This is a genomic window from Candidatus Giovannonibacteria bacterium (genome assembly GCA_016432405.1).
GTDB lineage: Bacteria > Patescibacteriota > Minisyncoccia > UBA11713 > 2-01-FULL-45-33 > MFHE01.
In genome coordinates, this window is the sequence record CP066687.1 from 565,212 (window position 1) to 579,153 (window position 13,942).

The 13,942-nt window shown below is 46.0% G+C and carries 11 protein-coding genes and 1 other RNA gene; 1 reads left to right on the plus strand and 11 read right to left on the minus strand.

Features of this window, described 5'->3' with window-relative positions; all coding sequences use genetic code 11:
* Window positions 1–191 precede the first annotated feature (191 nt).
* The 8 genes from HYW15_03395 to HYW15_03430 all read right to left on the minus strand — a co-directional run bounded on the left by HYW15_03395 (window position 192) and on the right by HYW15_03430 (window position 10,604).
* A complete protein-coding gene (locus HYW15_03395) occupies window positions 192–1,883 on the minus strand; it encodes an oligosaccharide flippase family protein (protein QQG42522.1) in 1,692 nt (563 codons plus the stop codon).
* Window positions 1,880–4,192 carry a tetratricopeptide repeat protein gene (locus tag HYW15_03400; GenBank protein ID QQG42523.1) on the minus strand — a complete coding sequence of 771 codons (2,313 nt, stop codon included), beginning with the start codon at window positions 4,190–4,192 and terminating at the stop codon, window positions 1,880–1,882. Before HYW15_03400 ends, HYW15_03395 begins: the two co-directional genes overlap by 4 nt.
* Before the next feature lie 52 nt (window positions 4,193–4,244).
* An RNA gene (gene rnpB, locus HYW15_03405) (RNase P RNA component class A) lies at window positions 4,245–4,741 on the minus strand.
* Between the two features lie 40 nt (window positions 4,742–4,781).
* On the minus strand, window positions 4,782–8,393 hold the full coding sequence (locus tag HYW15_03410) for a lamin tail domain-containing protein (GenBank protein QQG42524.1): 3,612 nt from the start codon (window positions 8,391–8,393) through the stop codon (window positions 4,782–4,784).
* Entirely contained in the window at window positions 8,372–8,914 is a 543-nt protein-coding gene (locus tag HYW15_03415; protein QQG42525.1) for a hypothetical protein, read from the minus strand. Before HYW15_03415 ends, HYW15_03410 begins: the two co-directional genes overlap by 22 nt.
* A gap of 122 nt (window positions 8,915–9,036) precedes the next feature.
* Window positions 9,037–9,852, minus strand: coding sequence for a hypothetical protein (locus HYW15_03420; GenBank protein ID QQG42526.1), 816 nt, complete (start codon window positions 9,850–9,852; stop codon window positions 9,037–9,039).
* Between the two features lie 66 nt (window positions 9,853–9,918).
* Window positions 9,919–10,137 carry a hypothetical protein gene (locus HYW15_03425; protein ID QQG42527.1) on the minus strand — a complete coding sequence of 73 codons (219 nt, stop codon included), beginning with the start codon at window positions 10,135–10,137 and terminating at the stop codon, window positions 9,919–9,921.
* 233 nt (window positions 10,138–10,370) lie between these two features.
* Window positions 10,371–10,604 carry a DUF2188 domain-containing protein gene (locus HYW15_03430; protein ID QQG42528.1) on the minus strand — a complete coding sequence of 78 codons (234 nt, stop codon included), beginning with the start codon at window positions 10,602–10,604 and terminating at the stop codon, window positions 10,371–10,373.
* A 117-nt stretch (window positions 10,605–10,721) separates the two neighbouring features.
* Between HYW15_03430 and lexA the strand changes: the two genes are divergently transcribed.
* Window positions 10,722–12,245: a transcriptional repressor LexA gene (gene lexA, locus HYW15_03435; GenBank protein QQG42529.1), complete on the plus strand. Its 1,524-nt coding sequence runs from the start codon at window positions 10,722–10,724 to the stop codon at window positions 12,243–12,245.
* 16 nt (window positions 12,246–12,261) lie between these two features.
* On the opposite strand, the gene HYW15_03440 is transcribed toward lexA, so the two are convergent.
* From HYW15_03440 to HYW15_03450, 3 genes are all read right to left on the minus strand, one after another.
* Window positions 12,262–12,930, minus strand: a complete 669-nt coding sequence (locus HYW15_03440; GenBank protein QQG42530.1) for a hypothetical protein — start codon at window positions 12,928–12,930, stop codon at window positions 12,262–12,264.
* A gap of 76 nt (window positions 12,931–13,006) precedes the next feature.
* Window positions 13,007–13,270, minus strand: coding sequence for a winged helix-turn-helix transcriptional regulator (locus HYW15_03445; GenBank protein ID QQG42531.1), 264 nt, complete (start codon window positions 13,268–13,270; stop codon window positions 13,007–13,009).
* A 149-nt stretch (window positions 13,271–13,419) separates the two neighbouring features.
* Window positions 13,420–13,878: a hypothetical protein gene (locus HYW15_03450; protein ID QQG42532.1), complete on the minus strand. Its 459-nt coding sequence runs from the start codon at window positions 13,876–13,878 to the stop codon at window positions 13,420–13,422.
* Between the last annotated feature and the right edge of the window lie 64 nt (window positions 13,879–13,942).

Here is a 13,942-nt window from a genome sequence, read left to right on the forward strand (position 1 = left end):
CGGCTCTAAGCCACCTTTCCATTGCACTCCAGCTCGATGCATATATCCTCCATTGCCGTTTTTTGACCTAAGCAGGCAAACGGCCGCCGTTATTCTTCCAATTTCTTGGAATACAGCTAGGCATAAAAGACCAAGCATTCTAGAACCCATAATACACCCAAAACAATATTTTGTCAAGTGCCTGTCGTGGCTCAAAGCAATCTTTCCGGTTCGGGGGCGGGGACCATGTCTGCTTTGCTTTTTTCTCTCTCCAAAAAAATATCCAGCAAGCTTCCGGAAAATTCTTTCAGTTCTTTGCTACCCAGCGCCCAAAGCGACGCCGCCGTCGCCAAAATCCCCAAAACACCGGCCAAAAACCCTTGCCCGAAAACCCCAAAAAATGTGTGCAGGTCAAAAACGCGCGAAAAAATATCCAGCCCCAAGTAAGCCGCGAGTCCGCCCACGGCGCTCGCGGAAAGAACCTGCAAAAACGCCCGCCCAATCCCGCGCCAGCTAAACCCCACGAAAACATTTTTAAAAACAAACGCCAGAAAAATGAAATTAAAAACACTGCCCGCCAAAATCCCCAAAGGCAAAGACACGGCGCGTATGTCGGAGATGTCTTCTATCCGGAGCAGGGAGCCAAAAACATCTTTTAAAAATCCTCCCTCCCCGAGCGCAGCCGAAAACCAAAAGACGGCGCCCACGGAAAGAACCGACGACACGGCATTGATGATAAGCGGCCTCCACGATTCCCCCTCCGCGTAAAAAGCGCGAGTTAAGAGCATAAATACACTTTGAAAAACTATGGCTAAACTCAATATTGAAAGCGCCGCGGCTGTAAGCCGCGTATCGGTCCAGCTGAAAGCCCCGCTCCCCAAAACAACCCTGACTATCTGCGCCCGCAGCACCAAAATCAAAACCGCCATCGGCAGAGTCCAGAAAATTATATGCCGCATGGCCGCGGAGAAATGTTTTTCAAACTCCTCTTTTGATTTTTTGAGAGACGAAGCAACCAAATCCGGAAAAGCGGCCACGCTGTAAGAAAGCCCAATGATCGTCACCGGAATAAATTCCAGGTTGAGCGCCAGATTAAACACGGCGATGCTCCCCTGCGAAAAAGTTGAGGCAATGCCGGTTAAAATAAAAGTGGTGATTTGTGTAATCTGGAGCCCCAGGGTTCTGGGCAAAGAAAGCCGGGCGATTTTTTTTATATCTTCGCTCCATATTTTTCCAAACCGGAGAGAAATTCCAAGCCCCCGAAGCGACGGCGCCTGCGCGCCGAGGTGCAAAAACGCCCCAAAAGCAACCCCCCAGGCAAGGCCCGAGATGCCAAAAAAATCATAGAAAACCAGTATGCCCAAAAGTATCCCGACGTTGTAAAAAACAGGCGCGAGGCCGTAAGCAAAAAATCTCCTCACGGCCTGCGTCGCGCTGGACAAGATGTTTGAAAGGCCCAAAAAAAACGGCGAGAGGAGTAAAATGCGGGAAAGCAAGACGGTGCGGCCGATCTCGCCTTCTGAAAATCCCGGCAGAGAGCGGTCGGTTATCCACGGCATCAAAAAAAACGCCGCGGCGCTCAAAATAACCACAAAAAAAGAAAAAAAGGCGAAGATTGAACCCAAAAGCTCTTCTGCGCCTTTCTTCTCCTCGCCGAATTTTTTTAAAAAAATCGGGATAATCGCGGTTGAGGCGGTAAAAAGCAGCATAAAAGTGTAAAGAAAGTCCGGCACGCGGAAAGCCGCGTAGTAAATGTCAAGTTCGCGGGATGCGCCGAAAGTCCCGGCGAGCGCCCTGTCTCTTAAAAGCCCGAGGGCATCGGCCAAAATGCCGAAAAATCCGAGCCAAAAAGCCGCGTGGTGGACATTTCCTAAATCGGCGTGGAAGAGTTTTACGAACCTCATCGCCCTTTCACTGGCGGCTCGCTTCTTTTCTCCGGAGCGGGGCCTGCTATGCCGGCGAGCGCAGCTTTTTTGGCGCGTAGGTTGGACAAAATCTGCTTAACCTCGCCGTTGTCCGGGTTGAGCGCCAGAATTTTTTCAAATTCTGAAACCGCCTCCGCCCTCCTCCCGCCGCGGTCGTAAATCAGCCCCAAAAAGTACCGGGCGTTGGAATAATTCGCGTTAATTTCAACCGCGCGCCCGAAAACTATCTCCGCGTCGCTTAAGCGATTGGCTCGGTAATACAAAAGCCCGAGCTGAAAAAGCGTTCCGATATCGTTGGGCGCCAAAAGCGCCGCCGCCTCTCCTCTTTTTATGGCCTCCGCGGCCTGGCCTTCCGCGTCGTAAACCTGCGCCAAAAGGAAATGGCCTTCAACATAGTCGGGTTTTAAAGAAACCGCCTTCAGCAAATTCTCTTCGGCTTTTTTCAAAGAGTCGCGATTGTTACGCATAGCGGCGTCGCTAAGATAGACCACGGCTTTGTCTCTCCAAAGAAGCGGATTTGAGGGCGCGCGCTTCAGCGCCTCGTCGTATTGCGCCTGGGCCGCCTCCATTCCGCCGGCGGCGCCCAACTGGACCAAAAAGGAGTAAATCTGCCCAAGCGCGCGGTAATTCAAAAAGTCCTGCGGCTCCGCCTTTTCGGCGGCTTGCGCCGCCGAAACCGCGCGGTCAAGAAAATCTTTAAAGCGCGACCCAAGAATGTCCGGGGGCGTTGCCCTGTCCTGCAGCAAAAGCTGGCCCTTAGACATATAGACCTGCGAGAGCGTGCGGAGGTAAAGATCATTGGCGCCGTCGGTTTGCGCCGCAATCAATATTTTTCTCTCCGCTTCGTCCAAATTTCCGGCGTTTATCGCCTCCAGCCCCTTGGCGTAAGCAAGCTGGCCGACATAGCGGACCGAAACCAAGTAAAGCCCTAATGCGCCCAGGATTATAAAAAAGACGACAACAAGCGCCGAAATAAATCCTCTCGGCCCTTCTTCTTTAACCAAAGAAAATTCGTAAATTTTAAACGCCCCGGAGATGCGCAGCGCCGCCAAAAGAAGCCCCATGGCAAAGAATCCCAAGGCCGCCAAAACATACCCCGCAGAGTAAAACATAAACATCAAAATCGCCAAGGAAAAAAGCAGGAACGCCGCGAAAACCAAGGTCTCCGCGCGCGAATCATGCGCGGAAGCAAGCGCCTTCAAACCCAGATACCAAAGCCAGCCAAAAAACGCGAGCAGCAAAGCCCATCCCAAAACGCCCGTCTCTCCAAGCGCGCTCAAAATATAAGAGGACCCGAGAGTAAAGCGCAGCCCCCAAAACAAAGTGTTATTGACTTCGGCCGGCTTGTATTTATCCCAAAGGTAGCCGAAGGACGCCGGGCCGGTTCCAAAAACGGTGTTTTCTTTAAGCGCTTTCCCCGCAACCTGCAAAGTGGCGCTGTGGGAAACTCCGACTTCCAAGGGCGCCGGGAAAGCAATTGAGGAAGCGATGAGCGCCGTAAATAAAAAAGCAAAAAGCGCGACCAAAAGAAGCGCCAAAGGAAACCCGACTCCGGCGAGCGAAGTATTTTTGCGCCAGATGCCGTAGCTCAAAAGCAAAATCGCAAAAAATCCGATAATGCCCCAAAGCACCGGGAAATTAACCACCAGTACCAAAAGCAAAGAAAGTAAAAACAGCGCCGCCATAACCCACCTCGCCGCGCCGGACGAAACAGATAAAAAAGGATAAAGCAGCATAAGAAAAAACGCCGCCGTAAATCCAACGCTGTTCCATGAGCCAACGGGATTAAAAGCGCGCGCCGCGAAAAGACCGCCTAAGGATTGGCCGAGCCCGAAAACGGAAAATATCCATACCATTGCCAAAAAGACAGTGAGCCCCAAGCCCAGAGCGACCATGAGCCGCGAGAAATGAGCCGGCTCGGAAAAAAGCGTCATTATCATAAAACTCATCAAAGAAAAAGTAAGCAGCGCCAAAAAACTGGAGGGCTCGGCGGCAATTCCCCAAAGCGAAGCGCCCGAGCGGGAAATAACCGCCGAAGCCAAAACGGAAAGCAAAAACGCGCCCCATATTATAAAAACATGATGGTACGGCAGAGAAACGCTGCCCGCTCTTATGGAATGCGCGAGGTATAAAACGAAAGACAAAAACACCAAAACCGAGACCATGAGCAGTTTGTTGAATTCAACCGGAGCTATGGTTACGGGCAAAAACCATACCGGCAGTAAAAAAGCGAGCGCCAAGAGGCACCACTCTGCCGCTTTGTGTAGAGAATCGCTTGATATAGTCATATAGAAGATTATAAAAATAACCCAGCCCCGACGCAAGGTCGGGGCTGGGGATTTGGATTCTCCGCTCATAAGCCGAGTTCTGTTTAAATAGCCATCTGTCTGGTCCCGCGATTGCTCTGCGGGATCTAGCGTCCGACTACCGAGGTTAACTCGACGTCGGACTTGCACCGGGCCCCGACGTAAAGCCGGGGTCCCGACTTCGCTATCAAAAATTTTAATAGTGCGTCGGGACAAGTGTTTTTCACCGCGCGCTGTCACCAACGCGCGCTGTGAGCTTTTACCTCACCTCTTTTCACCCTTGCGCTATCAACGCTTCCGGCTTTAGACCGAAAATGATGACGTCCGCGGTATTGTCTCTGTGACACTCTCTCGTCCCGCCGTTGGCGGGAGGTGGCCGTTAGCCACTGCCTCTGCCAAAGTTGCCCGAAGCGCAGCGAGGCCGCAACTTTGAGCATCCCGACTTTACGTCGGGATTACCTTAGCGGTGCTCGGACTTTCCTCCCTTCCCAAAGCTTGCGCATTGTGGCGGGCGGCTATCCGGCGAAGAATCTTCCTACATTATAGCAGCGTCCCAAAAAATTGCAAGCATCTAAAAAGCGTCTGCCGGGGACTTGTCGGTTGTGTTTCCGCTGAAAGTCGCGCCAGTCGCCTGAATCGTTGAGTTGGAAGAAGAAACCCCCAGGAAGTTATCGGAAAACGAAACTGTGTTCAAAACCACTCCGGCGTTGGCGGCAACCAGCGCCGTTGAATTGCTCGCGGGCGAGGCGTGGTTATTAAATTCAAAATTGGTGAGCGTTGAGGTCGCGTGGTCGTAAAGCCGCATTCCGGCCTTGTAATTATTCTCAATCCGCCCGTCCGACAAACTGACGCTCCCGCCAAAAACTCCGATGCCCGCTATGGCGTTAGGGTTGCCTCCCGCGCCATATCCGCCGTAGCGCAAAGTGAACCCGCCGCCATACATATATCCGCCGGAATTTACCACAATGCCGTACCACTCGCCGGGCGCCGTGTCCGCCAAAGAAGTGAAAACGATACTGCTTTTGCTCGCGCCTTCAAGTTTTAACGCGCCGTTTACGGTGAGCCGCGAAGAGCTGTCCTCGCCGGCAAACCGCGCGCCCGCTTCCAAAACCAAACCCGCTCCGGCGGAAATTTCGGCATTTGACGAAGAAATTGTTAGGTAAGCCAGAGAATTAGAAGCGAGCGTCGTCGTCCCGCCCGCTGCAGAAATCGTCCCCAAAAGCGCTATGCCGTTTTTGCCGTTGCCCGCGCCGGAATTCCCAGAAAAAGTGCTGGAGCCGTTTGATGAATACAAAGCGTAAGAAATATTATTGTTAAAAATATTATTCGCGTAAGACGCGGCCGCCCCTTCCGCCTTTGCTCCAAAATAATTTTCCGAAAACGTGTTTCCGGAAACGGTCGGCGCTCCGCCCACGACGTAAAACCCGACGTTATCCGCCGTCGTCGTGCCCACAGAGAAGGTATTGTTCTGAATTGTGGAGTTAGAAGTCGTCAATCTTGCTCCCGCCGAAAAAGAATTTTCAAAAATTGAATTGGAAATGGTTATGGAGTTGTCAATAACGCTCAAAAGCGCTCTGCGTTCCTGCGGGATATTGCTGGCAAACCCGCCGCCGTATTTAAAACGGGTATGGCTTACGCTGGAATTCTGGCTGCTGGAGGTAATCCGCACGTTTCTCCAGCTGCCCGCCGCGGGAGAGCCCGACAAAGCGGTAAATAAAATATTGTTTGCCGCAGTGCCGTCTGATTTTAGAGTGCCGTCCACAATCAAATCAGCCGAGTCGCCCATCTTCACCGTAACTCCCGGCTCAATCGTCAAAGTTTTGCCGCTCGCGATTGTCAGAGTTTCGTTGTCTTTTATAATGTAGGTTCCGAAAGATTGTTTTAACGTTTTGTCGGAAGATAAAGTCGCGCCCTGCGAAATTAAATAATGAAGTGAGTTGCGCGCCCGCGGAGTCGCAGTAAGCGCCGCGCCCGCCGAATCCAAGCCGTTTTTCACAACGCCGTTTGATGTCCCCCAGTTCCCCGTGTCCGTCCCCACGGCTTCCATATCAATTCTTTCCATTGATGAATAAGTCGGCGAGGCAAGTCCTCCGCACCAAGCGTTGGAGCAAAGAACAGTTTGGTCAATCGTCGTTGATGCGCGGGATAAAACCAAAGTTTCTCCGCCGTTCCCAAGACCGGAGCCCGCACCCGAGCCGGAAAAAGGCGCAGTGAGGTCGGCGGTCACGTCGCTTACGGTGTCATTATCCGTCCTTTCTATTAAATAATATCCTCCGGCGGAAATTGTTCCCGAAAGATTAATATACGGAACGCCGTCGCCCGCGTATAAAACCCAATTCGCGATACTCACGCTTTTTGAACTTCTATTATAAAGCTCAATCCACTCGTCGGCGCTGTTCGCAGAAGTTCCCGCCCAGGCGATTTCATTTATGACAACAGGGCGAGTGAAAAACACGACCGTCTTAGTCGTTTGCGCGCTCTCGTTGCCGGCATTGTCCACCGCTTTTGCTTTGAAAATATAAGTGGAATCGTCCGCGGGCAAAGAATAAATTGTGGAAGTCGCCGTGGTGCTCGCAAAATTAAATCCGTCGCAACTTACACCTCCCACTTCACACCTCACATCGTAATGATTCAGGTCGCCCGCGGCGCTGGACCAGGAAACAGTGGCGGTTGAGCTTGCCACAAGGCATTCGCCGGCAACGGAAGCCAGCCCGGGGCATTCCGAAACGTCCAAAGAAATATCCGGAGCGGTTGTGTCGGAAGCCGGAGTTTCCGCAGGCGGCGTCGGCGTGCCTCCGCCAAAGCCGGGAGAACCGCCTCCGCCCGCCGCCTGCAACTGCAAAAAAGGCGGTAAATCCTCATTCGGGGACTTAGTTTCCAAGTTGGCTGCTTCACTTGGTTGTTGGACAACCAAATTGGTTACGCCGCCCGGCGAGAGAACACTGCCCGACTCCTCGAAACCTGGTTTTGAGACTTCCAAAAAACCAGGTTTCTTCCCGTCGGGCAGTTTTAAGAAGTCGGGCGGCTCACTTGGCGGTGAAACCGCCAAGTGGGGCTCAAATGCGCTTTGAGGAATCTCTTCAACCAACGGCTTCGGCTCTTCTTTATTATTTAAACCGACCGCGCCGCTAACTTGCGACGGAAGCAAACTCGCCACCCTGTCAAAAATCGTTTTATTTTTCGCCAACAATCTTTTGTTCTCTCTCTCCTCCTCAACCGCCTCAAAAAACAATCTCACCACCCCAACCCCATGCAAAACCGCTTGTTTGGAAAGATGAGACCAGTAGTCATTCATTACATAAGTATTATCGTCAAATTTAGTTATAAATTTTGAGTTATCTCCTTTCAGAGTCTCTAATTTAACCAAACGCAATTTCTTGCTATCAAGTTCTCCGTATGCAAAGTAATATTGAACCCCATCAATATGTTCTACACTGATACTCTTGATAATTGGATTAAAATACTCTTTTGATTTTTCTGGCGTTGTATCCTTGCTAAAAAAATTATTATTAGAATAAGTCGCCATTGAATCAAAATATTCCCCAAGAGAAGAAAAACGCGCCGGTTGCGAACCACTATGATATATCATAGTGGATAAACCGGCCATGGTTTCCGCATTCCATTTACTCGCCCAGTGTTCATAGGGGCTTGCCTGATGAAAAAGCTTATCGGCATAAGGCGGGTGCGCATCGTTTCTGGTATGGTCGGGCACGGACATATCTTCAATCAAATGCAAAATGTGCCCCAAGCCGTCCAGCCCGCGCGATTTGTCCACCCAGACATAATCATAAACCGCGCGGTCCCAAGAATAATCTGTAGGCGCTCCGAAAACCCCGGTGATTGCCCCGGCCAATGGCCGGAAAACGCTCGCCTGCGCCAAAGTGTTCTGGGCCCAGTCCTTCGCGGAAAGCTGTCCAAACAAACCGCGGTTATAAACAGGGTCATAAAAATGATGCAGCGCCCTTGCTCCGTTGTCTTCTCCGACGCTCCCTATCTCCACCGCGCTTCCATCAACCTCGCCCATTTTAAGATTCGGATAATAAGAGTTAAATGCTTTGACAATTTCTTGCGTCAGCGCCCTATGTGTTGTTTCCGGCGAGTATGCCAGTGTAAAAAATGGGGACAGCGCCAGCGTCCCCATGATTAGAATTTTCCAAATTTTCAGAGTTCTAAAATTTTCCATAAACCAGTGGGAAAATGCCCTAACCTGATAGTGTTGGTAATATTACCAGCCGGGACATTAAATTTTTGTCCTTGTAATTCTACAATACCACCATCGGAATAAATTGTGTACTCAAAAATCGCTATTTTATCACTAGATTCTTTTAGATTTTGTTGTGCATTCTCAAAATCTTTTAGAAAATTTGATGTCCTATTATTTATTTGCATTTCTTTTAGATCTATAGTGGCTTTTTCTTGTTCCTCAATCACAAAATACTTCGCCGCCAAATCTGTGTCCCCCTTTTTCAGAGCGTCAATAAAAAGCGCCAGTGTTTCTTCCGGCGTTTTGCCGCCGTAGGTATCCTCTTCATAAAGTTTTTTCAGCGCCTCGTATTCGTTTTGCGCTTTCTTCGCGTTCCACCAATCGCGGAGCGCCCCTGAATTATCGTAAATCCCGGCGCCATAAACCGCCAAAAATCCCAGCGCCAAAATCCCCAGCATCCCCGCGAAAAATTTCCAAAAATGCTTGTTTAATGAACTCATAACTCAAAAATAACTCACAAAGCCTAGCCAGTCAACATTAGTTTTCATCTACTAATTTTAGCATAAAACCCTGCCCCGTTAATTTTCTCGCCTCTCCGCCGAACACCGCAATTTCACTTTTTTTATTTCTTTTTACTCTTTTTTAATCTTTTTTCTATTTTCCTTAATCTTGCTTCAAGTTTTTTAAAATTTTCGTTAATTAATATTCTAGAATCTCTTATTAAATCTGTTGCTTTAATTTCTTTAATCATACTTTCTTTAGACAAATTAGCTATATTTTTCATTGTAGTTTCAAGATTATTAATAATTTTTTCTCCAAGTATAGTAACTTTTTTAGAATCATTATGCAGTTCATTAAATTTCCGATACTTATGAAGGGCTTTATGAGTTATGTCGTTGCGCATAGAATTAAAGTTTTCTAAATCGCTCACCAACATGCTGTCATTTAAAAAAACGCTTAAAAAATGTATAAGTTTGCCCAGTGTCTCTTTTTGTAATTTTTTACTGGAAAGTTTTATCCAAATCTTTGTTTCAAATAAATGGCTGTTGGAAATACAATCGAGATTTATGATGGACTGTATAAATATCAATAAAGATATTACGTTATATGAGATTAAATTTTCTTGTAATACCAGTCTTGCATAATTCGATTTCTCCTCTCTGAGATACTTTAGAAAATCTTCACGGAATCTCTCCCTCTCATCTAGATCACTAACAATCTTTTTAACTAAATGTTCTCTTTCTTTTTGCCAAAATAGGCCGTTTTCTATTTTGTTGCCATCCTCATCTTTGATAAGGCCGCCTAGTTTATCATAATGAGCCAAAATCTTTTCTGGCGTAGCATTTTCTCCAGCATCCTTTTTAGCCCTATCGTATTTATCGCTATTATTATTGAGCGTGTATTCTCGTCCCCGAACTTTGATTTTTATTTCTTGCATAATGTCTCCTAGTTTTTTGAACAAACTTATTAATCCCCTAAATCTTAGCGGATTTTGGGTTTTTATTCAAGCAGTTTTCGGTTTTTTGCGCGGCACGCCGCAATGCTCGGCAATAATTGGAGCGTCAATCCAAAAAATGATTTCTAAATAAGCATCCGCCATCTTAGAGGCGATTTGTTCCATTGTGCCGTCGTCAACCTCCGAAACGTCAAAACCTATCCCTTCTAAATCTTCCCGGCAAATAGATGTAATAGGAAACTGTTTAAATTTTTTATTATTGGCCATACTAATAAAATTTATTATTTAAGCGCATTTTTGATTTTAGCGAGGATTTCCGTACCACATCGGAAGCAAAAATTTTTAAGTTTTAGGCCTATTACATTAACCTTTTCGACGCGTTCTGGATAATATATTTCACCTTTTCGAATTTCACCGCCGCATGTATTACAAAAATGAGAAACCCTTGCTTTTGTTTCCTTTAGAATTTTTAAATTATTATATTTGCTCACGCTATCAAACTAGCTTAAGTATTTTCGCGGATCATTTTTATATGTCCACTCATTCTGGATTTCGCCATTCAAGCCGTGAATTTTCACTTGGCTTGGTTGCATAGACTTAGCCAATGCTACAGCCGTTCTAACAGCGTCTGCTTTTTTAGGAGTAGAGATGACGGGGAAGCTGACGCCAGCTTGCTTCACGAGCCAGTTTTCAGAAGTATTGTTGTGCACAACATGTAAAACTTTTCTTGCCATGGTATTAGGATTTTAGATTAATAATCTCGACCATTTTCAATTATAATACCAAACTACCGAAAATAAACCGAAAGTTATCCACAGGCCAATAGCAACCGCTTGGTATAAAATAAATATATGCTCACCCCTCGTCAAAAACAGGTACTGGATTTTGTAAGCTCCTACACCAAAAAGCGGGGTTTTGCGCCCTCCATTAAAGAAATGGGGCAAAGGATTGGCTTGGCCATATCTACAATTCATCAGCATTTAACGGCGCTGCAAAATAAGGGTTATCTGCAACGACAAAAAAATCAAAAAAGAGGCATTGAAGTATCTTCATCAGAGAAGCTAGTAAAAATTCCTTTATGGGGAACAATAGCCGCAGGCGAACCAATCCATGTATTTGAAGCACATAAAGAAGCCATTGCTGTCCCAAAAAGTAAAATCCCCTCTTCATCGGAGGTCTACGCCCTCCGCGTTGTGGGCAACAGCATGATTGATGAAAATATAAACGACGGAGACGTCGTTTTGGTGCGCCAGCAAGAAACTGCCGAGAATGGAGAAAGGGTAGTGGCTCTCATTGATAATCACGAAGCAACCTTAAAGAAATTTTATAAAGAGCGCGGACATATTCGCTTACAACCGGCAAACAAAAACATGGAGCCGCTTATTTTCAGAAATGGGAGGGATGTTTCAATACAAGGAATTGTACTTGATGTTATCCGTGAAGAAACACCAATATCTATTGTCTTTCCAGAAATTAAGACGGAAATCAAACAATATAAAAAACTTCCTATTAACAAAATAATTTTAGGAGATGCGATGCAAGAATTAAAGAAACTTCCTGATGAAAGTTGTGATGTTATCGTTATTGATCCCCCATACAATATCGGGAAAGATTTTGGAAATAATCTTGATAAGCGAGAACTGAGCGAATATGTTGCGTGGTGTAAAAAATGGATAAATGAATGCGTTAGAGCAATGAAACCAACTGGAACAATGTTTATTTATGGTTTTAGCGAAATTTTAGCCCATCTTTCTGTTGAAATTCCTATAAATAAACGCTGGCTTATTTGGCATTATACAAACAAAAACGTTGCCTCACTCAATTTTTGGCAGAGAAGTCATGAAGCAATTATCTGTGCATGGAAAAACAAACCAATTTTCAATAGAGACGAAGTTAGAGAGCCCTACACGGAGGGGTTTTTGAATGGGGCCGCAGGAAAAATAAGAAAGGGCACATTAGGGAGATTTAGTGGGAGCGGTGTAGAAACTGTTTACAAAGCCCATGAGGGCGGCGCGTTGCCGCGAGATGTCATCAAAGCTCCTGCCCTGGCTGGAGGAGCCGGAATGGTAGAAAGATGGTTTTTGTGCAAAACGTGCGATGATGTTTTTGAACCGCGACAATTGAAAAAACACAATGGACACAAAATAATTAAACATCCCACGCAAAAGCCCCTTGAATTATCAAAAAAATTGATCGCATCAGCTATGCCTAAAAAGGATGGCGTTGTCTTAGTGCCATTTGTCGGTACTGGTTCGGAGTGCGTAGCGGCAAAAGAGTTAGGCCAATCGTATATTGGATTTGAAATCAATCAAGATTATATAAAAATTGCTGAAAAATTTTTGAGCTCCACTAACTTTGCGCCAAAATTATTTTAAATAATTTTATATAAAATCAGCTATCGCTTTTTAAATAATTAATAAGTCCTTTCCCCAATTCTTTAATAGATATAGAAATATTAATTAATTTTTCATCCTTAGAAAAATAATTGAGTGGGATTAAATACCATAATTGATCAGACATTTTAAATACTATTTTAGCAGCAAGGCCCAAACCTTGTTTTAACTCATAGCCTGTTTTTGTTTTTTTCCAGTTGTTTTTGTTAAGCATTTTAGTTGGAGCCAGTTTGATGGCTGGGGTTTTAATAACATTATAGATTATGCGTTGATGCTCTTTATCTAATTCTCGCGCGCATATTAAATAAAAGTCGAAATTATTGTGTTGAGCTTTTATAAAAGCTAGTTTCTTTTCTAATGAGCTAAATGTGGTTAAACGATAAGACGATAGCGTAAGAAAATTATTTTTTATAACGCTACCCTTGGCAGAAATTTTTAGAATAGAACCATTAATTTTTGCCTTAATATCAACACTTTTTTCATGCGATTGAGAATTCCATACAACTTTATCGTCTCCATAGAGAAAGACAAGGGCAGCCCATATAAGTTCTTCCCAACTTGTATCTTTAATTGGAAGTGTTGTTGTACTAGATTTAAATTTTATTAGTTTCTCAATAGTACTTGAGAATTTTGTCTCATTAAAACTCATATAATCAAATTCTCCCACAAAATCATTTATTTATCAAACCAAACCCCGCCTCCCTATCTATTCTCTTATTCTCACGAATTAGCCGGAGTATAATTTATAAAATAGACAAAATATATTTTGCCGCGTGCCGAAGCGCGCCGAGGCGGTAAAAAACCTGAAGGCTTCTTTGGTCACGTTCCAAAATATCAGCTGCAGCGAGCACCGACAAGTGCCGGGAAGTTGATTTAAACGACAAACGAATTTCTTCGGCAATGTCCCCAACCGGCGCCTCCTTAACCTTTTTTAAATACCGCAAAATTTGCAGCCGTCTTTTATTGGCCAGCGCTTTTAACGCCTTTTCCAGCTCTTTTTCATTCATAGTAAACATACTAGCATATCCCCCAACTATTCTCTAATTCTCACGAATTAGCCGATAGAGAATAGAGAATTAATACTTTTACCAAAAAATTAAAAATGCCCTGCGGACTGTTTCGCAAGGCATAGAGAGGCGATTTCTCCGGGAAACCGCTACTCAATGAGCGCTTTGCCGGCGCTTTTGAGAGCCATCCGGGTGCGAACCCACCAGCGAAGAATTGGCCGGTGGTTTTTAAGCTCCGCCTTGAGTTTCGCAATTTCCTCGCGCAGCTCTTTGACCTTTTTCTTCAGAAGCTCCGTGCGAGCCGAGGCGCGGCGTTTCCCTCTCTTAGAATTGAGTTGAGCGCGCATTCTATAGTTGGAAGCGAGAAGATTCTTAATCCATCTCTGCGTCCGTTCCCAAGTTTTATCGCCCGCGCGCTGGCTCTGTTTAACGCCGCCTTGCGCCACTACGCGGTAATGCCATGTTTTCACCGCGCCGGGCGTTATTTTTCTCTCCAGCACCGCGCCTATCTCTTCCGCTACTTTGGACCAGAGAATCTTGCCATTGTTGTTGTGTTTCTCAACCACGCGCTCCACGAGCGCGTTCTCGCCGTCTGAATGCTTTTTCATACCTTTCCCCTCCTTAAAAATAGCGTTTTATTGCCCGCCAAGATTATAGCAAGCACTTAAAACG

Coding starts and splice junctions, on each gene's coding strand:
- lexA (QQG42529.1), top strand. CDS start 10,722: ATGCTCACCCCTCGTCAAAAACAGGTACTGGATTTTGTAAGCTCCTAC.
- HYW15_03445 (QQG42531.1), bottom strand. CDS start 13,270: ATGAATGAAAAAGAGCTGGAAAAGGCGTTAAAAGCGCTGGCCAATAAA.
- HYW15_03430 (QQG42528.1), bottom strand. CDS start 10,604: ATGGCAAGAAAAGTTTTACATGTTGTGCACAACAATACTTCTGAAAAC.
- HYW15_03420 (QQG42526.1), bottom strand. CDS start 9,852: ATGCAAGAAATAAAAATCAAAGTTCGGGGACGAGAATACACGCTCAAT.
- HYW15_03410 (QQG42524.1), bottom strand. CDS start 8,393: ATGGAAAATTTTAGAACTCTGAAAATTTGGAAAATTCTAATCATGGGG.
- HYW15_03415 (QQG42525.1), bottom strand. CDS start 8,914: ATGAGTTCATTAAACAAGCATTTTTGGAAATTTTTCGCGGGGATGCTG.
- HYW15_03450 (QQG42532.1), bottom strand. CDS start 13,878: ATGAAAAAGCATTCAGACGGCGAGAACGCGCTCGTGGAGCGCGTGGTT.
- HYW15_03400 (QQG42523.1), bottom strand. CDS start 4,192: ATGACTATATCAAGCGATTCTCTACACAAAGCGGCAGAGTGGTGCCTC.
- HYW15_03425 (QQG42527.1), bottom strand. CDS start 10,137: ATGGCCAATAATAAAAAATTTAAACAGTTTCCTATTACATCTATTTGC.
- HYW15_03395 (QQG42522.1), bottom strand. CDS start 1,883: ATGAGGTTCGTAAAACTCTTCCACGCCGATTTAGGAAATGTCCACCAC.